The organism is Aeromonas sp. FDAARGOS 1405, assembly GCF_019048265.1.
GTDB lineage: Bacteria > Pseudomonadota > Gammaproteobacteria > Enterobacterales > Aeromonadaceae > Aeromonas > Aeromonas veronii_A.
This window is the reverse complement of sequence record NZ_CP077311.1, coordinates 3,986,453-4,004,886: the sequence shown is the minus strand read 5'-3', so window position 1 is coordinate 4,004,886 and position 18,434 is coordinate 3,986,453. Positions and strand designations below refer to the sequence as shown.

Genomic DNA, 18,434 nt, shown 5'->3' with positions numbered 1-18,434 from the left:
ATTGCGCCGCCCTTTTTTATCCTGGCAAAATGAATATTGCATGTGATCGGGGAAGGAGATTTAACGTTATGACCAAATCAGATCTCATCGAACAACTGGCAGCCAGCCGCATGCATATGCCGGCCAAGGATGTCGAAGCCGCCATCAAGGAGATCCTTGAGCAGATGGCGTCGACCTTGCAAAACGGCGACCGGATTGAAATCCGCGGATTTGGCAGTTTTTCACTGCACTATCGTGCGCCCCGTGTGGGCCGCAACCCCAAGACTGGGGACAAGGTTGAACTGACCGGGAAATATGTCCCGCACTTCAAACCTGGCAAAGAGTTGCGCGAGCGCGTCAACATCATTGAATAATGCAGAAATGGGCATACCTTGGGTATGCCTTTTTTCTTTTTGGCACCGATTCCTGTGCCAATCGTCTTGTTTCTTAAACTCTTTTCCCATTCACTCTAGAGTCTGCCTGCGATTTTAAGGATAATCAGCCTCTCATTAGATACTGACAGGGAGCTCTTATGAAGCGTATTTTGGCCCTCATTCCGCTGGTGCTGGTGTTTGTTCTGACCCTGGCGCTGGGCTCACAAAATGGCCAGCTGGTTCAGTTCAATTACCTGATTGCTCAGGGTGAGTTTTCACTTGCCATGCTGTTGGGCTTCTTCTTTGCTGGCGGCTTTTTGCTGGGCTGGCTGGTATTCGGCCTGCTGTTCCTGCGCCTGAAAATGCAAAACCGCACCCTCAACCGCACCATGCGTCGTCAATCCCGCGAGTTGGAGCTGGCCCGGTCACCGGGTAAGGAATAATGTTCCTCAATGCTTGAACTGCTTTTCCTGCTGTTGCCCATCGCTGCCGGTTATGGTTGGTACATGGGTCGCAGGAGTGTTCGCCAGGACACCCAAAAACAGAGTAACCAGTTTTCCCGCCAGTATGTGGCGGGCCTCAACTATTTGCTGTCCGATGAATCCGACAAGGCGGTGGATCTCTTTATCCAGCTGCTTGAGGTGGACAGTGAAACCATCGAAACACACCTCTCCCTCGGCAACCTGTTTCGCCAGCGTGGGGAGGTCGATCGTGCCATCAAGATCCACCAGAACCTGGTAACCCGCCAGCTGACCCGGGAGCAGCGCCAGCTTGCTCTGCAGGAGCTGGCTCGCGACTTTCTTGCTGCCGGTCTGCTCGACCGTGCTGAAGCGCTCTGGAATGAGCTGTGTGACGACAGCGATTATGAAGAGACGGCGCTGGCACAGCTGTTGATCATCCATCAGCAGTTGCGGGATTGGGATAAGGCCATCGATGTGGCGGTTCGTCTGCAAAAATTCCAGGGCAAGAAGCTGGCCGACCCCATCTCCCATTTCTATTGTGAACAAGCCGAGATCGCGCTGCGTGAGGGCAATAAAGGGGAGGGGCTGGCCAAGCTCAAACGGGCGCTCAGTATCAATCCGGCATGTGCCCGGGCTAGTTTGCGCCTCGCTGAGCTCGCCATGGCAGAGGGGGAGTATGAGCAGGCCAGCAAGGAGCTGCTGCGGGTGTTCGAGCAGGATATCGACTTTGCCTCCGAGGCAATGCCCAAATTGCTCGAGTGCTATCAGCAGTTGGGCCGCACGCCTGCGTTGATCCCGCTGCTTGAGAAGGCAGTGGAAGATCACGCCGGTGTCAGCGTGACCCTGGCCCTTGCCAAGCTGGTTGAAGAGCGTGATGGCCTGAGTCAGGCCCGTTCGCTGGTGCTGCGTCAGCTGCGTCGTCATCCGTCGATGAAAGGTTTTTACCAGTTGGTGGGTTTTCAACTGGCCAGTGCGGAGGAGGGGCCTGCCAAGGAGAGCCTCGAGCTTCTGCAACAGCTGGTCGGCGAGCAGATCAAAATCAAGTCAACCCACAAGTGTCGGCAGTGCGGCTTTGCCACTCACTCGCTGTTCTGGCAGTGCCCGTCTTGTCGCCAGTGGGGTTCCATCAAGCCGATCCGTGGTCTGGACGGTGAATAACAAGCAATAGGATGTGAGATGCAAGATCCCAAAGTACTGGTAGCGCTGGATTATCAGCACGAGGCAGATGCCTTAGCGTTCGTTGAACGTATCTCTCCGGCCCAGTGCCGTCTCAAGGTAGGCAAGGAGATGTTTACCCTGTTTGGCCCGCAGTTTGTACGCCAGCTGGTGGCCAAGGGATTCGATGTCTTTCTGGATCTGAAGTTTCACGATATTCCCAATACCGTTGCCAAAGCCGTGGCAGCCAGTGCCGAGCTCGGTGTCTGGATGGTCAACGTGCATGCCAGTGGTGGTGAGCGGATGATGCGTGCCGCCAAAGAGGCGCTACTGCCTTATGGCGACAAGGCCCCCCTGCTTATCGGCGTGACCGTGCTGACCAGCATGGAGCAGTCCGACATGATCCCTCTTGGTCTGGATGTAAGCCCTGCCGAGCAGGTGATCCGGCTGGCTACCTTGACCAAGGCATCCGGCTTGGATGGGGTTGTCTGCTCTGCCAACGAGGCCCATGAGCTTAAAGCCTTGCTGGGTGATGAGTTCAAGCTGGTGACCCCGGGTATTCGCCCGACCGGTTCAGCGGCCGGGGATCAGCGCCGGGTGATGACACCGAAAGCGGCGGTCGAGGCGGGGTCCGATTATCTGGTTATCGGTCGCCCCATCACGCAAGCTGCCGATCCGGCCGCTATGCTGGTCAGCATCAATGCCGAGCTGGCTGGTGCGTAACAGGCTCACTCAGTGATACACGGTGCAGGCCGAGCAACAGGCCTGCACCGGCCCCGATAAGATGAGAGCCGATGTGTACCCTGGCATTGATCAGAGTGGAGATCGGACTCTCTCCTGCATTATAGAAGTCCATCGCCAGCTTGAGCCCCATCCCTGCCAGCATCAGCCAGCCCGATGTGCGGCGCCCGTGGCGGATATCCTGCATTGCCCCCCAGACAAACAGGCCATGCAGCGAGCCGGATAGTCCCATGTACCACTGGGTCTGCGGGCACCACCACCAGATCCCCAAGCCCACTGCCAACCAGAGCAGCAACATCAGCAGCGGCAGGCGAGCCCCACCCAGATAGTCGCGAAACAGGCTATAGAGGATGGCGAGGCCCCCCAGATTGAGCAGCAGGTGCCACAGATTGGTATGAGCCAGATTGCCTGTTATGATCCGCCACCCTTCGCCCCCGGCGATCAAGGGCCGATCGAAGGAGAACTGAAGATTGGGTACGGTAAAGAAGAGTAGCAAGCTGGTGAGAGAGAGCGTGATAACCCAGAGCAATCCAGATTTGTCTGACAACATGAAACAGTCCAACGACAAGAACAGTCGATACTGTACACGTTGCACCCGAGCCCTCAAAGCCTGCCTGTGCGATTATATTGTGCCGGTTGACAATCACACGCCCCTCTATATCTTGCAGCACCCCAACGAGGTGGCACATCCCAAGGGGACTGCAGCGCTGCTGGCAGCCTCTTTGCAACAGTGCGAGATCCATGTGGGGGAGGACTTTTCCCGCGATGAGTGGCTCGATGGGTTGCTTGCAGATCCTTCCCGTCGCAGCTATCTACTCTGGCCGGATGAGGATGCCATTTCGCTGACCGATCTTCGCCAACAGCTGGAGAGTGAACCCTCTGGCAAAACGTCCATCGCCTTTATCTTGCTTGACGGCACCTGGCGTAAAGCCTATCGCATGTTGCAGAGCAACCCGACACTGGCCCGCTTGCCCCGCATCGGCATTGGTGCCATTGCCGGTCAATATGCCATTCGCAAGAAACCCTTTCCCGATGCCCTCTCTACCATAGAGGCGGGCTATCACCTCTTGTCCCGATGGGAGGGGAGGCTGGAGCGCTATGCGCCCTTGCTGACCCTGTTCAATCGGTTGAATACCCAGTGGCAGGACTTTGCCGAAGGCCGCCGCGCGTGACAATTCAAGGAGTTATCAAGATGAAAAAAGCAGTCGTGGTTTTCAGCGGCGGTCAGGACAGTACTACTTGTCTGGTGCAGGCATTGGCCCGGTATGATGAAGTGCACGCCATCACCTTCGACTATGGCCAGCGCCATCGGGAAGAGATCGACACCGCGCGCCGTCTGGGCTGTGCACTGGGGATTGCCGCCCACAAGGTGATGGATGTAACGCTGCTCAATGAGCTGGCGGTCTCTGCCCTGACTCGTGACGACATTCCTGTCAGCTGCGAGCTGCAGGATAACGGGCTGCCCAACACCTTCGTACCGGGCCGCAATATCCTGTTCCTGACCCTGGCCTCCATCTATGCCTATCAGGTGGGCGCCGAAGCGGTGATCACAGGTGTGTGCGAGACCGACTTCTCCGGCTATCCCGATTGCCGTGACGAGTTCGTCAAGGCCCTCAATCAGGCGGTGTCGCTGGGGCTGGATCGCGGCATCCGTTTTGAAACTCCCCTGATGTGGCTCGACAAGGCCGAGACCTGGGCACTGGCGGATCATTATGGTCACCTCGACACTGTGCGCCAGCAGACCCTGACCTGCTACAACGGCATTGCCGGTGACGGTTGCGGCACGTGTCCTGCGTGTGAACTGCGCAGTCGCGGCCTGAACAACTATCTGGCCGACAAGGCGGGCATCATGGCCAGACTGTTTGAGAAAACCGGGCTGGGTGAGAAAAGCGCAGAGTGAGCCTGCGTCTTGCCGTGGCTTGGGGTATAATCCGCGACTTTTGCAACAAGCCGTGATCGAGATGCACTACCCAATCAACGAGATTTTCCAGACCATCCAGGGGGAGGGCATCTTTACCGGCCTGCCCGCCATCTTTGTTCGCCTGCAGGGTTGCCCGGTGGGCTGCCCCTGGTGCGATACCCGTCATACCTGGGTTGTTGATCCGGCTCGTGAAGTGGGCAAGGCGGCGGTGCTGGATCGCTCCAACGAATCCGATTGTTGGAGCCAACTTAGCACCGCGCAGATTATCAAGAGCTTTACCGACCTGGGTTATCAGGCGCGCCATGTGGTGATCACCGGTGGCGAGCCCTGCCTCTACGATCTGCACGAACTCTCGTCAGCCCTGCTGGCGGCGGGTTATCAGGTGCAGATTGAAACCAGTGGCACCAGCGAGATCAAGACCCATGAGCAGACCTGGGTGACCGTCTCCCCCAAAATTGGCATGAAAGGGGGGCTGCCTGTGCTGGTCTCGGCGCTGGAGCGGGCCAACGAGATCAAGCATCCGGTGGCGACCGAGCACCATATTGAAGAGCTGGATGCGCTGCTCGCGACCGCAACTCTGCGCCCGGACGTGGTCATTGCCTTGCAGCCGATCAGCCAGAAGCCAAGGGCCACCCAATTGGCGATGGATACCTGTATCGCGCGTAACTGGCGACTCTCAATCCAGACTCATAAATATCTGGATATCGATTAATATGGATTGGCTATCCGACGAACAGGTACTGCTGACCCTGACCAACAAGATGCCTTACGGTAAATATCAGGGGCGGCGTATCATCGATATTCCCGAGCCCTATCTGGTGTGGATGGCGCGCAGCGGTTTTCCGGCGGGTAAATTGGGCCAGACACTGGCACTGGCTTATGAAATCAAACTCAATGGGCTCGAGTCCATGATTATTCCCATTATTAACAGGATGTCGGTATGAGAATATATACGAGGCAGGGCGACAAAGGCATGACCCGGCTGGCCGATGGTATCCCATTGCCCAAGGATCATTTGCGGGTCGAGACCTACGGTTATATCGATGAGCTCAACTCCCATATTGGCTTGCTAATTTGTGACATCCCGTCGCAAGAGGTCGGCTTATTGGCTGATTTACTGCTGTTGCAACAAGAGCTGTTTGATCTGGGGGGGGAGTTGGCATTCTCCAGCGATGCCCAGAATGAAGCAATTTGGCAAGTTAATGCCGCCTGGACCACTCGCCTTGAACAGCAGATAGATCGTTATAGCGAGTCATTGCCACCGCTGCGCCAATTTATATTGCCGGGTGGTTCCCGTGCCGCGGCGCAAGCGCATGTGGTGCGTACTCTGGTGCGTCATTGCGAGCGCTTGCTGCTGACATTGAGCCGGGAAGAGCGTGTCAACCCCGAGGTCCTGCCCTATCTGAACCGGATGAGTGACTGGTTCTTTACCGTTGCCCGCTATCTCATCTGCATGGCAGGGGGGCGTGAAGTGCTGTGGGTCAAGGCAGCAGATCGCCCGTAATCGGCTATCTGACATTTCACATTTAAGCGCTAATAAAAAACCTCGCCTTGGCGAGGTTTTTTATTAGCAACGAGATTGAGATCAGATAGCAAAGTCTTCCAGTGATTTGCCTGCTGCCACTGCGCTGGCAATAGCCGAAGGCATACGGCCTTGGCCCGTCCATGTTTTCTCTACGCCATTATCCTGATAGCGGTATTTGGCTGGCCGTGGTGCTCGCTTTGTTTTTTCGGTCTTGCCAGATGTTGTTGCAACGGCATTGACCAGCTCGGCTGGGTCTATGCCGGCAGCTTTCAGCATTTCGCTATATTCGTTGATTTTTCGCTGATGTTCTTCGCGAGCTTGACGGGCGGCAGCTTCGTCTTGCTGGCGCTCAGCTACGATAGTGGAGAGTTTATCCAGCGCCTCTTCCAGTTGTTCCAGAGAAAGTTCGCGGCAGGTGGCACGCAGACTGCGGATATTAAGCAGTACCTTTAAAAATTCATTCATAGGAGTTACCACGTCGAGTCAGAGAAAAATATTATGTTCCAGCTGATTCTTGCTTGGTGATTTAAATAAGTCAAGCCGGGTTAAATATAATGTCTGTGGGGAACATCAATACAGAGATTTAATATGGCCAGCAATAGGCTTGGTGATTGGATGCCAATGAAGCCGCAGTGGGTGAAAATATCGTCAAAGCTGGCGTTGTTGCATCATTTGACTACCATTTTACGACCCAGGTCTGTTTATCATGACTATTTAATCAAAAAACTTGCTATAAGCTACCATCTCGATAAAATGTGCATCGAATACCTTTAAGTAGAGGCGCGCTGCCTATGAGTATTTGTGCGGAGGGTGATGCCTGTGATGCACAAGGAAAGGAGTCAGCGCCGAAGTGGCCAGGCCATCATACCGGGCTGCTGGTTCTGCATCTAATAGGTGCAGGACTGCCATAGTCATCCACTATGGAGCGCTACCTGAAGGGGCTGAGGAGTATTACCTCCCTATAGGTTTTGTTTCTTTAGATCCTCTCGGTAGATCTCCACCTGTAATCTTTAGGTGCAAAGAGATCATGGACATTAGTCATTTCGCCGACTCCGGTTGGTCCGTTCTTCCCCCCCTGTTGGCTGTCGCGTTGGCGATCCTGACCCGCCGCGTGCTGCTGTCCCTTGGTGTGGGCATCGTCACCGGCAGTTTGCTGCTCAATCAGTTTTCGCCCCTCGAATCCCTGCATTACATGTTGAATACCGTGCTCAAGATCTTCTGGGTCGATGGTGCGCTCAATCGTGACAACGTCAACATGATCCTGTTCATGCTGCTGCTGGGCGGCCTCATCAGCCTGATGAGCGTCTCCGGGGCGACCCGTGCCTTTGCCGAGTGGGCCGAGCGTCGTGCCAAGACCCGCAAGGGCGCCAAAGCGCTGACCGGTATGATGGTGTTTGCCTTCTTTATCGATGACTTCTTCCACAGCCTGTCGGTGGGGGCCATCTGCCGTCCGGTCACCGACCGCTTCCAGATTTCCCGTGCCAAACTGGCCTATCTGCTTGACTCTACCGCGGCGCCGGTCTGCGTGCTGATGCCCATCTCCTCCTGGGGCGCTTATATCATCGCGCTTGTTGGCGGCATCATGGCGGCACACGGTCTGACCGAACAGAGCCCCATCGCGGCGTTTGTCGAGATGATCCCGATGAACCTTTACGCCGTCTTCACCCTGATCATGGTGCTGGTGGTGATCGCCTGTCAGCTCGATATCGGCCCGATGCGTCAACACGAAGCGTGGGCGCTGGAAGGCAAGCTGTGGGATGAGTCTAAGGGCCGCCCCATCGGTCTGGATATGGAGAGCCCGGAAGAGAGCAACGGCGGCATGATCGACATGGTATTGCCGATCCTGACCCTGACTGCGGCCACCATCTATTTCATGATTGATTCCGGTGCTGCGGTGCTGAGCGAGAAAGGGCTGCCGTTCAGCGTGCTCGGCTCGTTCGAAAACACCAACGTCGGCTCTTCGCTGGTCTACGGTGCCCTGTGCAGTCTGGTGGTCTCCATCGGTCTGGCGATGCGTCTGAAGCTGGGTGCCAAGAACTGGATCAAGGCCGCGCCACAAGGCGTCATGGCCATGCTGCCAGCCATCAACATCCTGCTGTTCGCCTGGACCATAGGTGCCGTGGTGCGCGACGTGGAGACTGGCAAGTACCTGGCTTCGCTGGCTAACGGCAACCTGCCGATCGAAGTGCTGCCTGCCGTGGTCTTTATCCTCTCCTGTGCTATGGCGTTTGCCACCGGCACCAGCTGGGGAACCTTCGGCATCATGCTGCCACTGGCCGGCGACATGGCTGCCGCCAGCGACATCAGCCTGATGTTGCCGATGCTGGCCGCGGTACTGGCTGGCTCGGTGTTCGGGGATCACAGCTCACCCATCTCCAGCACCAGCATCCTCTCTGCCACCGGTGCCGGTTGCCATCACATCGATCACGTGATGACCCAGCTGCCCTATGCACTGGCCATCGCCTTCGGTGCGGCCATCGGTTACCTGGCGATGGGCTTGATGCACTCCAGCCTGGCCGGTTTCAGTGTCAGTGCCCTCTGGTTTGTGCTCTTTACCAGCTATCACCTGAAAAAGGCCAAAGCGCGGCCAGCGCTGGCCACCGCGTAACATTTATAGAGCAAGGGGCCCGCGGGCCCCTTGGTTTTGTCAGGGGCTTTGGTTAGCATGCGCCCCATAAATTCAGTTTCGGAACAGTATCATGGCTTCACTGCACTACAAATTTGCCACCATGAATTCAGGCAAATCCACCCAGCTCATTCAGGCGCACTTCAACTATCTGGAGCGGGGCATGCATCCTCTGGCGATGACGCCAGCCATCGATGACCGTTTCGGGGTCGGGGTGATCAGTGCCCGGGTAGGTCTTGAACTGAAGGTGGACGTGTTCAGCGACAGCTGTGATCTGTTTGAAATGGTGAAAGAGCGTCATGCGAAGAAACATATCGATGTCTTTATCGTGGACGAGGCCCAGTTCCTGACCCGTGAGCAGGTCTACCAGCTGGCCCGCATCGTCGATGAGCAGGATATTCCGGTGATGGCCTATGGCCTCAAGACCGATTTTCGCGGCGAGCTGTTCCCGGGCTCATACCATCTGCTCTGTCTGGCCGACAAGTTTGAAGAGCTGAAGAGCATCTGCTGGTGCGGCAACAAGGCTCACATGAACTCCCGGGTCAACGAGGCGGGTCAGGTGATGCGTGATGGCGAGCAGGTGGAGATCGGTGGCAACGATCGCTATGTGTCACTGTGCCGCAAACACTATCTGGAAGGTCGGGCCTACAAGTAATTCGGCTGCGATATTTGAATCGTCGAGAAGGGCGTCCATCTGGCGCCCTTTTTATTTTCCCCAACTTGTATCGCTGTGGTTCAGTCTATCTCGATATCCACCGGCGCAATGATGGGGTCGGCCACCGGCAGGCGTTGAAATAGCTGGCGAAAATGGTGCTGTACCCGGCCGATATCCACCAGCGACATGCCGGAGGCAAAACCGAACCAGACATAGAGGCCGGTGAGATCGCGAAACATCGGCGGCAAATAGCGGGGGGCGGCAATCAGCCCCTCCAGATAGTGTTGATAGAGTACCGGAATATCATCAAGCGTCACCTTGCCGACAAACAGCATCGGCAGGATCTCGGGCACGCCTTCCAGCACGGCGCTGCGGATAAAATTGACCGTCTCCACATAGCCACGCACGTAGGAGAGATCCTTGGTAAAGCAGGCGCCGCCGCCCACCATGCCGCCCCGAAAGACCCGCTGGGTGATCTTGTAGGCGTCGTGCTCGCTGGTGCCTTGCTGTACGAAGTGCTGAAACACCTCGATAAAATCGGCACCCCGCTCGGCCATGTCGATGGCCATCACCCGATCCGAGATGCGCTTGGCCCGATCCGGAAAGGAGCTGAAGGTGAGCGTCTCAATCAATACCGCCAGCCCCTCCTGGCACGCCGTGATCCGCGGTGAACCTGCGCTCAGCCAAGTGGCATAGGGTTGCTGGCGACCGTTGAGGGTGGTGCCGACATGAACCCAGCCCTCGTGCACCTCCAGCACCTGCAAGTCCAGTTCGGAGAAACGGGCGTGGGAGTTGAGCTTGATGTAGTCGCCACCGGCTGCGGCGTCGGAGACAATCCCATCGCTCAGCTTCACCTGCACCGTGCCGTCACTGAAGTAGCTCGACAGCTTGCCCTGCAGTTTGGCAACTGCCGCTTCTCCTTCGAACTCCTTGGGGTAGGGGCGCACCAGATGGCGCGCGCCGGGTAGGGAGAAGATATCGCACAGGCGGGAGCCCAGCTCCTTGAGGGTCTTGCGATCCCCGCGCAGGTGATCGCTGGCAGAGCCATAAAGCAGCTGGCTGTAACGCTGAAAATCGGGTTGGCCTCGCTGGCGCAGCATCTCGATCACCACCATGTACTGATCGACCGTCTCTTGCAGGATCCGGCCAAGATCGTCCTGTGGCCCCAATTTTCTGCGGATCCTGTCCCGCAGCTCCTTGAGTTCCAGATACTTGTTGCGCGGCTCGAAGCCAAGGGGGAGGGCATCATAGAAGTGCCTGTCGATAGCGGGCTGCTCTCTGCCACCGCTTGCCAGAAAGCGCTCTTGCAGATGGCGTGGCCACTTGATGGCATCCAGAATCCGGATGGGTTTTTGCAGGGTGAGCAGCTCATCCGAGAGTGATTTCAGATGAAGGCGATACTTTTCTTGGATGGTCATGGGGCCCCCTGTGGGGCAAGCGTCATCGTGGATTTGGCTGAGTATATGCATAGCGCTTGCCAAAAAGAAGCGAGCCGCATGGTTATCGGGTTGGCGCGCTTTTTGTTGCTGGCAAATTGGTTTAGACTGCGCCCCTTGATCCCAATCTTGTCGTGGAAATGATGAATATCCCCAGCTCCGAAATGATAATGCGTTGGTTGCAACAGGCTCGTATCGAGCACTATGTCTGCGACCAGTGTCACGGTATCCACATTGTCTCTTTGCAGTCGGTCGATGGTATTCAGGAGAGCCGGATCTTCGTGGAAGAGGAAGGTCTGCTGTTCTCCTCCGAGCTGGAAGTTCGCCCCTCGGCCCTGTTACCACTGGTTGCCGAACTGGGACGACTCAATATGCAGTACCCCTCCCTCAAGGTGTTCCTCGATATCATCGATGACAACCTGCCGCGGCTGGTGGTCGGCCATACCGTCTTTACCAAGGCCGGACTCAGCGTCGAGCAGTTCCTGCTGTTCGTGCAAAGCACCATCGCTGCCACCCACGAACTGGTTGCCGAATGCGAACGTTCCGGCTTCCTCAACCTGCCAGAAATCCAGGTTGCGCCGGAATCTGTGCATTAAGTGTTCGAACGGTTCGCCAGGTGAAAAAAGCCGTTGACGCGGGCGGGGCTTTCCCCTAAATTACGCCCCGTTCCAGCGCAACGGCGCAGAGAACACAGTGTTGGCTGAACACGTTAAACCACAGACCAAAATTTGGTGAGGTGTCCGAGTGGCTGAAGGAGCACGCCTGGAAAGTGTGTATACGGCAACGTATCGAGGGTTCGAATCCCTCCCTCACCGCCACATTGCAAAGCCCTGATGGAAACATCAGGGCTTTTTGCTTTCTGGCGCAATCCCCGCGTGGTTGCTGGCATAGGAATGCAAATCCTCATTGTTGATAGCCCAGCATCTGGCTGAACCTCTTGGGCAATCGTAGTGAAAAGCCTCGGTGACTTTGACGCCACGGCCAACCCATTGGTCGATCCTTTTAAAGTTTCCGCCCAATTCAGTAAAAGGGCCTCTCGCAAGAGAGGCCCTTTTCATTGCTCGCTGATTTGCCCTGCTCGGTACTTGAAAGGCATTCCGTGGTGATACGGGTTAATGCTCCACAGTCAGCGGATCCGGGGGCAGGTTCAGATGCTTGGTGATGGCCTGATAGAGCTGGGGGTAGTTATCGTCAAAATGGTGTCCTCCCGGCAGGGTGATGCTGGTGACGTTGGGTTGGTTGAGACGAGGGCAGAGGCGGTCGCCGTCATCGTCATCGGCTCCTTGCAGGCAGAGCATCGGCAGATCGCGGATGGTCTTCACCTGCGGTTCGGTCGGGTAGCTGCGGGTCTTGTGGGTCAGCATGTCGCTGACGTGGATCTCGAAATCCGAGCTGGTAGAGGGGGAGAGCATCACGGCCCCGACTAGTCCCTGACGATAGTGCTCCGGCAACCGGTTGATGACGAAGGGGGCAATCTCTGCACCAAACGAGAAACCGACCAGTAGCCAGTGGGGGCGCTGCCAGCGGGCCTGATAATCATCGAGGATCCGCTCCAGATCGGCGGTCACCTGCTCCGGGGTTTTCTTCTTCCAGTAGTAGGTGAGGGAGCTCCAGCCCACGACCGGCATGCCGTTCAGCTGAAACTGGGCGCTCAGCCCCTTGTCGAGGGCCGCCCAGCCACCATCGCCGCTGAGAAAGATCACCATGGGGGCGTCGGATGGCTGCTTGACCGGCAGCTCAATCAGGCTCAGGTCGTCCTTGACCGGGGCGGCGTGCGCCGCAAAAGATGCAACGGGCAGTACGAGACTGAGTAACAGCAAAATCAAGGCTCTCATTGGCCATGCTCCTATTTCTTGATCAGCCCTAGCGGGCCGCGGCTAATCAGGGTGATCAGGTGAGTCAGGGTTCTGGGCAGTACCAGCTTGCTGCTGCAGAGCAGGTAGCGGGGTTCCCAGCGGGGCGAAAATTTCTCCTTGTAGCGTCTGAGCCCCTGAAAGTTGTAAAAACGGCTGCCACGCACAAACAGGGTATTGCCAAGTCGGGCCCAGTAGCTGTTGAGCGGGTGATCGTTGAAGCCGGACATGGGGGCCATCCCCAGATTGAAGCTGGCGTACCCTTGCGCCTTGCCCCACAGCAGCAGCTCGACAAAGAGAAAATCCATGATGGGGGCGGTGCCGGTATCTAGGCTGTAACGCATCAGATCGATGGAGAGCATCTCCTTGTTATCGCTCACCCAGAGGTTGGCAAAGCCGACAATCTGCCCCTCGTGCCAGACCAGTGCAGCCGGGCTCAAGGTCAGGTAGTCAGGCTCGAAGCGGCCGACCGAAAACCCCTTCTCCTTGCCCATCTTGCTCTGCAGCCAGGTATCTGAGACGGTCTGCAATCTGGGCAGCAGGGGAGCCACGGCGCTCGCCTCGACCACCTCGAAGGTCAGTCCTTCCCGTTTGCCCTTGGCGTGGCTCTGGCGCAGGTTGCGCAGCCGGCTGCCCGCCAGATCGAAGGTAGCCAGATCGACCATCGCCTCTTCACCGAGCTTGAAGGGGATCAGCCCCAGCTCCAGATAGAGTGGCAGATAGCGGGCCGAGACCTGATAAAAGACCGGATTGGCGTCGTGCTCATCGCACCGCTCGCGAAATTGCCAGAGCAGCTCTTCGATCTGCTCGGGGCGACCGACCGGATCCCCCATCACAATCCAGCTGTTGCCCTCGATGCCATACATCAGGAAGGCGTCGCCGGAGGAGTGGAACAGCAGGGACTTGTCCTGCAACTGGGCCAGATAGCCGTGGATCCCCCCTTCGCGTACCACCAGCTCGTGGGCGCGCGCCAGCGTCTCTTTGTCCGGCTTTTCACCGACTACGCGCAGCGGCGCAAGCAGCTGGGCAACCCCGGCCACGGCCAGCACGGCCACCACGCTCCCCATGGCGCGCAGGCCGCGGGCAGCCCCGCCGTGGGGCGAGAAGTGGAACCAGAGGGCGTGGTCATACTCCACCTGACGGTAGGAGAAGAGCAGCAGCCACAGCGCCCCCAGCAGCACGGCGCCGACCGAAATGAGCCAGCCTGGGGTGTACTGGGGATAGAGCAGCGACCCCTTGCGATAGAAGAGGGCGCGGCAGGGAGTCATGATCAGCAGGAAGCTGCCGAGCAGCAGGGCTGACTCCCAGTCTCCACCCTTGAGCAGGGAGAAGGCGATACCCAGAGCCAGCAGCAGCTGGGTGGTGCGAAACGCGGCGTCGTGACGGCGATAGAGGCTGCGAGCCAGCAGGATCAGGAGGATACCGCTCACGCTGCCGAGCACGTGGGAGAGCTCCAGCAGATGGAGCGGCAACACCTGCAGCCACACCTCGATGTGGCTGCGCATGGTCGGGATCATGCCCGAGCAGAGCAGCAGGCTGCCGGCGGTGAAGGTTCCCATGCTGATAAGGGCGGGCAGAAATTCGCGTACTGCGCTCATCAGCCCCTGTAGCCGCTGCCAGCGCGCTTTTTGTTGCAGCATCTCCTGACTCGCAAAGAGCAGCAGGGCACAGAGAAAGGGAAGCAGATAATAGATGCAGCGATAGAGCAGCAGCGAGGCGAGCAGCTTGTCGGCTGGCAGGTAGTGAGCCAGCAGCAGGCTCATGCTCGCTTCGAACACGCCGATCCCACCCGGCACGTGGGCCAGTACCCCGAGGAAGCTTGCCAGCACGAAGGCACTGAGCAGCACAGGGTAGGGGACGCTATCTGCGGGTAACAGCACGAACAGTACGGCGGCGGCGGCCATCCAGTCAGCCAGCGCGACCAACAGCTGCAACAGACGAACCTTGACGCCGGGCAGGATCAGGCTGTGTTCGCGCCAGGAGAGACGTGGGGCGGGCCAGCAGAGGTAGCAGGCCACTAACAGCAGAGCCATGACGCCCGCCAGCCTGAGCAGAGTATCTGCCCATTGCGGCCAGTCAGGCAGCAACTGTGATACATCGCAGGTCAGTAGGGCGCCACCTCCCCACGCCAGCAGGCCGAGGAAAAAGGTGATGGAGCAGAACAGCACCACGCGGGCCACTTCTCCGGTGGTGAGCCCCAGTGCGGAGTAGAGGCGATAGCGTACCGAGGTGCCGGTCAGCAGGGAAAATCCCAGGGTGTTGGAGAAGGTGTAGGCGATAAAGGAGGTGATGCTGACCTGTTGCCAGGGAAGGCGCTTGCCCAGCGCATGGAGCGCCAGCATGTCATAGCTGCAGAGGCAACCATAACTGAGCAGGGTCAGCAACAGGGCGCCTGCCAGTCTCTGTAGGGGTTGGGACCAGATGGCCGCACGAATATCGTGCCAGTGCCATGCCTGAGTCAGGTGATACAGCACGGTCAGTGCGGTGCCGAGCAGCAGCAAGCTGCACAAGGGGCCTAGCCATTTAAGCAGATGACGCCACATGCCATGTTCCTGTGGTCATTGACCGTTTCCCGCAAAAGGGGAGCCGGGTCGTGGATCCGGTTTGGACGAGGGAGGCGCTCGTCAGGAAAATTTCGGGAAGAGATGGAAAGGGAGGCGTCAGCCTCCCTCTGTGTTATCCAGTGACCGGTTGGATCACTTGGTTTTTGGCGCGACTTTGACGGACGGCGCTTTGTGTGCAGTTTTATGGTGCTTTTTCACAACCTTGGTCTGGGTCGCTTGCGGGGCGGCAGTTTTGGTCGGGGTAGCAGCCATGGTGAAACCGGAAGTCAGGGCGAAAACGGCGGCCAGAGTCAGGGGAATGATTTTTTTCATGGTCAATTTCCTTATTCGGATTGGTGGTATGGAGCATTTCTCCATGGCTTCATCCTATGACGCTGACCGCGGTACTTCAGTGAGCACTTGGTGACGGTTTGTATCCAAATGTACAGGGAGGGTGAGGCAGAAGCGGGCTCCCTTGCCGGAAGGAAGCAATGCCACATCGCCGCCGTGGTGGAGCGCTATGCTGCGCACAATGGCAAGCCCCAGCCCGGTGCCACCGGTGCGGCGATCCCGACTCTGATCAAGACGCACGAACGGCTCGAAGATCTGGTGCGCCAGTGCGGGGTCGATACCCGGCCCATCGTCGCTGATTTCCAGCAGATAGTTCTCCTGTAGCCGCGAGATGGAGAGGGTAACCTCGCTTTCGGCGTAGCGCAGGGCGTTGTTGATGAGGTTCTCGACGGCGCGTGTCAGCAGACGATGATCGCCGCACCAGGGCATCTTGATGGGAGGCAGAGCGAGGGTCAGATGTTTCTCCGGCCGCAACGCTTGCCAGTCGCCGAGGTGATGCTCTGCCCAACTGCCGAGCTCCAGTTCATCCCGCTGCAGCGGAAGTTCCGGCCTGTCCAGCTTGGCGTAGGTCAGCATCTCTTCGATAAGCGAGTCCAGCGCGCCCAGATCCCGCTCCAGTGCTCGCTGCTCTTCTGCGGCAGGGGCAGGATCGAGCATGGCAAGCCGATAGCGCAATCTGACCAGCGGGGTACGCAGCTCATGGGCGATGGCATCGGTCAGCTGCTTGCGACTGGTGAGCATGGCTTGCAGCTGGGAGGTCATCTGATCGAAGGTAAGCCCCACCCGGGCCAGACTGCTGCCCGGTGGCAGATTGGTTCGGCAGGAGAGATCCCCATCGCCTACGCGACGTGCGGTTTGCTCCAACTGCTGCAAGCCGCGCCAGTGGGGACGCAACCACAGAAGGATGGGCAGGCCGAGGGATAGGCCGATCACCAGCAACAGCCCTACATCGACCCAGTGCAGCTCATGCAGGTAGGAGAGGTAGGGGACAGGGCCGACAATCAGCACCCGATCGGTATCGGGGATGCGCTGCAGGAAGGTGTCATCCTCCTCGACGATGACAATGTTGCCGGCGGCCAGAAAGGCCTGATCCTCGCTGGCCAAGGGCTGGCGTGTCAGCTCGCCGATCTTGAGGGGGAGGGTAAACTGACTGCTCTGCTCGGCCAGTCGATCGGGCCAGCGCTCGGGTGGAGTTCTTGCCAACTCGCCGGTCAACAGGCCAAGAGAGCCCTGCATCATGCGTTCAAGATAGCGATCACCCGCCCGTTCGGCGGTCACCTGATAGACCACGCCAACCAGCAGGATGGCCAGCGTGAAACAGCCGATCAACAACAGATAGAACTGGATAAAGAGGCGGCGCATGGCGGTGCTCCCGAAAGAGGGTTATGCCCAGGCGTGGGGGACGAAGAGGTAACCTTTCTGGCGCACCGTCTTGATCCGGGTCGGGTTGTCGGGGTTATCACCCAGTTTTCGGCGCAGGCGGGAGATGGCCACATCCATGCTGCGATCCTGGCCGTCGTACTCCCGGCCGCGCAAGCTGCGAAAGAGGGCTTCCCGACTCAAGATTTGGCCCGCGTGGCAGGCGAGCTCCCACAGCAGATCAAAGTCGGCGGTCGAGAGAGCAATGCTCTCGCCATCGAGGCGCACATCTCGCCCCGGGCCATCCACCCGCAGCAGACCAAATTGCAGTTGCTGGGGAACGCTGCTGGAGGCGGCCGGTTGGGTTGATGCTTGCTGGTGCTGGCGAAACTGCACCCGCAATCTGGCCAGTAGTACGGGGGGAGGCGTGGTTTTAAGGATGTAGTCATTGGCGCCCAGCTCCAGGCTCAGGATCTGGTTCATGTCGCTGTCCAGAGAGGTAAGCATCACGATGGGGCCGTCGAAGCGCGACCGAAGATCCCGACAGAGGGACATGCCATCCTGTCCTGGCAGCATGATATCGAGCAGCACCAGATCGGGCTGTTCGGCCTCAACCCGGGCCAGCGCCATATCCCCTCTGGTCTCGAGGATCACGTCCATATCGTGACGGCCAAGCCAGCTGCTGATGAGCTGGCCAATCTCGGGATCATCTTCAACAAAAAGAATGCGTTGCATAGAAAAGCTCCAACCGGAAGCAGGAGAAAAGAGGAGCTGTCAGCATATCAATGCCACTTGGGAAATACAGAAAAAGAACGTTGGAGGGGTTTATGGGGATTGCGATGATAAGAGCGATAGCCGGGGTGGCGGAGCAATGATGATGCTCTGGGCCATTAGCATCTCAGCCACTCAGGGCGCAGTGCGATGAGACATGCGGGGATATAAGCGTAGAAAATGGCGCTGCAGAAACAAAAAAACCGGCCTAGGCCGGTTTCTTGACAAGCCATAAGGCTTGTATCTTGCCGTATTGGCAACGTTGTGCCAAACGACGGAATAATGGGGTGGCTGATGGGGCTCGAACCCACGACAACCGGAATCACAATCCGGGACTCTACCAACTGAGCTACAGCCACCACTGAAATTTTCATCAACACTCGCCAATCCAGAAGGAAAGGGGAGCATTAATGGCGCGCCCTGCAGGATTCGAACCTGCGACCCACGGCTTAGAAGGCCGTTGCTCTATCCGACTGAGCTAAGGGCGCTCTGTATCAACGCGTCTTGACGACAAGTCGATGAACATGGTCGGTGATAAAGGATTCGAACCTTTGACCCTCTGGTCCCAAACCAGATGCGCTACCGGACTGCGCTAATCACCGAAAATCCCTGACCAGCATATCGACATGAGTCGTACTGGGCAACGGGCGGGCATCATAGCCAAGCGTAAGGGCCAGCGTCAAC

Annotated in this window: 20 protein-coding genes, 4 tRNA genes and 1 riboswitch; of the genes, 13 read left to right on the top strand and 11 right to left on the bottom strand. The window is 57.9% G+C overall.

The genetic code is table 11. The annotated features are described in order from the left end of the window. Window positions 1–68: 68 nt before the first annotated feature. From ihfB to pyrF, 4 genes are all read left to right on the top strand, one after another. Entirely contained in the window at window positions 69–353 is a 285-nt protein-coding gene (gene ihfB, locus I6L35_RS18380) for an integration host factor subunit beta (RefSeq protein ID WP_005299934.1), read from the top strand. Window positions 354–511: 158 nt separating this feature from the next. Then, complete coding sequence (locus I6L35_RS18375; protein WP_005337143.1) at window positions 512–796, top strand: LapA family protein; 285 nt, start codon at window positions 512–514, stop codon at window positions 794–796. Between the two features lie 9 nt (window positions 797–805). Continuing rightward, window positions 806–1,972, top strand: coding sequence for a lipopolysaccharide assembly protein LapB (gene lapB / locus I6L35_RS18370; protein ID WP_005346478.1), 1,167 nt, complete (start codon window positions 806–808; stop codon window positions 1,970–1,972). An 18-nt stretch (window positions 1,973–1,990) separates the two neighbouring features. Further along, complete coding sequence (pyrF, locus tag I6L35_RS18365) at window positions 1,991–2,692, top strand: orotidine-5'-phosphate decarboxylase (protein ID WP_216978980.1); 702 nt, start codon at window positions 1,991–1,993, stop codon at window positions 2,690–2,692. Here pyrF and rrtA read toward each other — a convergent pair. Continuing rightward, window positions 2,667–3,260: a rhombosortase gene (rrtA, locus tag I6L35_RS18360; protein WP_216978979.1), complete on the bottom strand. Its 594-nt coding sequence runs from the start codon at window positions 3,258–3,260 to the stop codon at window positions 2,667–2,669. The two genes, pyrF and rrtA, sit on opposite strands and share 26 nt — an antisense overlap. On the opposite strand from rrtA, the gene I6L35_RS18355 reads away from it, so the two are divergent. From I6L35_RS18355 to I6L35_RS18335, 5 genes are all read left to right on the top strand, one after another. Then, window positions 3,259–3,882 carry a tRNA-uridine aminocarboxypropyltransferase gene (locus tag I6L35_RS18355; RefSeq protein WP_216978978.1) on the top strand — a complete coding sequence of 208 codons (624 nt, stop codon included), beginning with the start codon at window positions 3,259–3,261 and terminating at the stop codon, window positions 3,880–3,882. The two genes, rrtA and I6L35_RS18355, sit on opposite strands and share 2 nt — an antisense overlap. Before the next feature lie 20 nt (window positions 3,883–3,902). Continuing rightward, on the top strand, window positions 3,903–4,610 hold the full coding sequence (gene queC, locus I6L35_RS18350; protein ID WP_216978977.1) for a 7-cyano-7-deazaguanine synthase QueC: 708 nt from the start codon (window positions 3,903–3,905) through the stop codon (window positions 4,608–4,610). Between the two features lie 61 nt (window positions 4,611–4,671). Continuing rightward, window positions 4,672–5,343 carry a 7-carboxy-7-deazaguanine synthase QueE gene (gene queE, locus I6L35_RS18345; protein WP_069527953.1) on the top strand — a complete coding sequence of 224 codons (672 nt, stop codon included), beginning with the start codon at window positions 4,672–4,674 and terminating at the stop codon, window positions 5,341–5,343. A 1-nt stretch (window position 5,344) separates the two neighbouring features. Then, the gene (locus I6L35_RS18340) at window positions 5,345–5,575 is read left to right on the top strand and encodes a DUF3820 family protein (RefSeq protein ID WP_005337126.1); all 231 of its coding nucleotides are present in this window, start codon (window positions 5,345–5,347) and stop codon (window positions 5,573–5,575) included. Then, window positions 5,572–6,135 (top strand): cob(I)yrinic acid a,c-diamide adenosyltransferase, encoded by a 564-nt coding sequence (locus tag I6L35_RS18335; RefSeq protein WP_216978976.1) that lies wholly within the window; start codon window positions 5,572–5,574, stop codon window positions 6,133–6,135. The genes I6L35_RS18340 and I6L35_RS18335 overlap by 4 nt, the downstream gene beginning before the upstream one ends. A gap of 81 nt (window positions 6,136–6,216) precedes the next feature. On the opposite strand, the gene I6L35_RS18330 is transcribed toward I6L35_RS18335, so the two are convergent. Continuing rightward, complete coding sequence (locus I6L35_RS18330; protein WP_139474199.1) at window positions 6,217–6,621, bottom strand: H-NS family nucleoid-associated regulatory protein; 405 nt, start codon at window positions 6,619–6,621, stop codon at window positions 6,217–6,219. Window positions 6,622–6,923: 302 nt separating this feature from the next. After that, window positions 6,924–7,095: riboswitch (Lysine riboswitch) on the top strand. Window positions 7,096–7,183: 88 nt separating this feature from the next. Between I6L35_RS18330 and I6L35_RS18325 the strand changes: the two genes are divergently transcribed. Both I6L35_RS18325 and I6L35_RS18320 read left to right on the top strand, forming a co-directional pair. Beyond that, window positions 7,184–8,764: a Na+/H+ antiporter NhaC family protein gene (locus I6L35_RS18325; RefSeq protein ID WP_005346458.1), complete on the top strand. Its 1,581-nt coding sequence runs from the start codon at window positions 7,184–7,186 to the stop codon at window positions 8,762–8,764. Between the two features lie 91 nt (window positions 8,765–8,855). Continuing rightward, window positions 8,856–9,437, top strand: coding sequence for a thymidine kinase (locus tag I6L35_RS18320; protein ID WP_005337121.1), 582 nt, complete (start codon window positions 8,856–8,858; stop codon window positions 9,435–9,437). Window positions 9,438–9,517: 80 nt separating this feature from the next. On the opposite strand, the gene I6L35_RS18315 is transcribed toward I6L35_RS18320, so the two are convergent. Next, window positions 9,518–10,855 carry a flavohemoglobin expression-modulating QEGLA motif protein gene (locus I6L35_RS18315; RefSeq protein WP_216978975.1) on the bottom strand — a complete coding sequence of 446 codons (1,338 nt, stop codon included), beginning with the start codon at window positions 10,853–10,855 and terminating at the stop codon, window positions 9,518–9,520. 158 nt (window positions 10,856–11,013) lie between these two features. Between I6L35_RS18315 and I6L35_RS18310 the strand changes: the two genes are divergently transcribed. Next, on the top strand, window positions 11,014–11,469 hold the full coding sequence (locus I6L35_RS18310; RefSeq protein ID WP_005346451.1) for a YbjN domain-containing protein: 456 nt from the start codon (window positions 11,014–11,016) through the stop codon (window positions 11,467–11,469). 134 nt (window positions 11,470–11,603) lie between these two features. Continuing rightward, window positions 11,604–11,691 (top strand) — tRNA-Ser (locus I6L35_RS18305). Window positions 11,692–11,985: 294 nt separating this feature from the next. On the opposite strand, the gene I6L35_RS18300 is transcribed toward I6L35_RS18305, so the two are convergent. The 8 genes from I6L35_RS18300 to I6L35_RS18265 form a co-directional block, all read right to left on the bottom strand. Next, window positions 11,986–12,708 carry a virulence factor gene (locus tag I6L35_RS18300; protein ID WP_216978974.1) on the bottom strand — a complete coding sequence of 241 codons (723 nt, stop codon included), beginning with the start codon at window positions 12,706–12,708 and terminating at the stop codon, window positions 11,986–11,988. Window positions 12,709–12,719: 11 nt separating this feature from the next. Next, window positions 12,720–15,269: a bifunctional lysylphosphatidylglycerol flippase/synthetase MprF gene (gene mprF, locus I6L35_RS18295; RefSeq protein WP_216978973.1), complete on the bottom strand. Its 2,550-nt coding sequence runs from the start codon at window positions 15,267–15,269 to the stop codon at window positions 12,720–12,722. Between the two features lie 153 nt (window positions 15,270–15,422). Continuing rightward, window positions 15,423–15,602, bottom strand: a complete 180-nt coding sequence (locus I6L35_RS18290) for a hypothetical protein (RefSeq protein WP_033115160.1) — start codon at window positions 15,600–15,602, stop codon at window positions 15,423–15,425. Window positions 15,603–15,656: 54 nt separating this feature from the next. Beyond that, on the bottom strand, window positions 15,657–16,982 hold the full coding sequence (gene rstB / locus I6L35_RS18285; protein ID WP_216978972.1) for a two-component system sensor histidine kinase RstB: 1,326 nt from the start codon (window positions 16,980–16,982) through the stop codon (window positions 15,657–15,659). A gap of 21 nt (window positions 16,983–17,003) precedes the next feature. Beyond that, a complete protein-coding gene (rstA, locus tag I6L35_RS18280; RefSeq protein WP_216978971.1) occupies window positions 17,004–17,714 on the bottom strand; it encodes a two-component system response regulator RstA in 711 nt (236 codons plus the stop codon). 319 nt (window positions 17,715–18,033) lie between these two features. Further along, window positions 18,034–18,109, bottom strand: a tRNA-His gene (locus I6L35_RS18275). 52 nt (window positions 18,110–18,161) lie between these two features. After that, a tRNA-Arg gene (locus tag I6L35_RS18270) sits at window positions 18,162–18,238 on the bottom strand. Window positions 18,239–18,275: 37 nt separating this feature from the next. Next, a tRNA-Pro gene (locus I6L35_RS18265) sits at window positions 18,276–18,352 on the bottom strand. Between the last annotated feature and the right edge of the window lie 82 nt (window positions 18,353–18,434).

Bases quoted from the DNA above. Each gene is read 5' to 3' on its own strand.
- rstA (WP_216978971.1), bottom strand. From the start codon at position 17,714: ATGCAACGCATTCTTTTTGTTGAAGATGATCCCGAGATTGGCCAGCTC.
- rstB (WP_216978972.1), bottom strand. From the start codon at position 16,982: ATGCGCCGCCTCTTTATCCAGTTCTATCTGTTGTTGATCGGCTGTTTC.
- queC (WP_216978977.1), top strand. From the start codon at position 3,903: ATGAAAAAAGCAGTCGTGGTTTTCAGCGGCGGTCAGGACAGTACTACT.
- I6L35_RS18335 (WP_216978976.1), top strand. From the start codon at position 5,572: ATGAGAATATATACGAGGCAGGGCGACAAAGGCATGACCCGGCTGGCC.
- I6L35_RS18375 (WP_005337143.1), top strand. From the start codon at position 512: ATGAAGCGTATTTTGGCCCTCATTCCGCTGGTGCTGGTGTTTGTTCTG.
- I6L35_RS18300 (WP_216978974.1), bottom strand. From the start codon at position 12,708: ATGAGAGCCTTGATTTTGCTGTTACTCAGTCTCGTACTGCCCGTTGCA.
- queE (WP_069527953.1), top strand. From the start codon at position 4,672: ATGCACTACCCAATCAACGAGATTTTCCAGACCATCCAGGGGGAGGGC.
- I6L35_RS18355 (WP_216978978.1), top strand. From the start codon at position 3,259: ATGAAACAGTCCAACGACAAGAACAGTCGATACTGTACACGTTGCACC.
- pyrF (WP_216978980.1), top strand. From the start codon at position 1,991: ATGCAAGATCCCAAAGTACTGGTAGCGCTGGATTATCAGCACGAGGCA.
- ihfB (WP_005299934.1), top strand. From the start codon at position 69: ATGACCAAATCAGATCTCATCGAACAACTGGCAGCCAGCCGCATGCAT.
- I6L35_RS18310 (WP_005346451.1), top strand. From the start codon at position 11,014: ATGATGAATATCCCCAGCTCCGAAATGATAATGCGTTGGTTGCAACAG.
- I6L35_RS18290 (WP_033115160.1), bottom strand. From the start codon at position 15,602: ATGAAAAAAATCATTCCCCTGACTCTGGCCGCCGTTTTCGCCCTGACT.
- rrtA (WP_216978979.1), bottom strand. From the start codon at position 3,260: ATGTTGTCAGACAAATCTGGATTGCTCTGGGTTATCACGCTCTCTCTC.
- I6L35_RS18325 (WP_005346458.1), top strand. From the start codon at position 7,184: ATGGACATTAGTCATTTCGCCGACTCCGGTTGGTCCGTTCTTCCCCCC.
- I6L35_RS18315 (WP_216978975.1), bottom strand. From the start codon at position 10,855: ATGACCATCCAAGAAAAGTATCGCCTTCATCTGAAATCACTCTCGGAT.
- I6L35_RS18340 (WP_005337126.1), top strand. From the start codon at position 5,345: ATGGATTGGCTATCCGACGAACAGGTACTGCTGACCCTGACCAACAAG.
- mprF (WP_216978973.1), bottom strand. From the start codon at position 15,269: ATGTGGCGTCATCTGCTTAAATGGCTAGGCCCCTTGTGCAGCTTGCTG.
- I6L35_RS18320 (WP_005337121.1), top strand. From the start codon at position 8,856: ATGGCTTCACTGCACTACAAATTTGCCACCATGAATTCAGGCAAATCC.
- I6L35_RS18330 (WP_139474199.1), bottom strand. From the start codon at position 6,621: ATGAATGAATTTTTAAAGGTACTGCTTAATATCCGCAGTCTGCGTGCC.
- lapB (WP_005346478.1), top strand. From the start codon at position 806: ATGCTTGAACTGCTTTTCCTGCTGTTGCCCATCGCTGCCGGTTATGGT.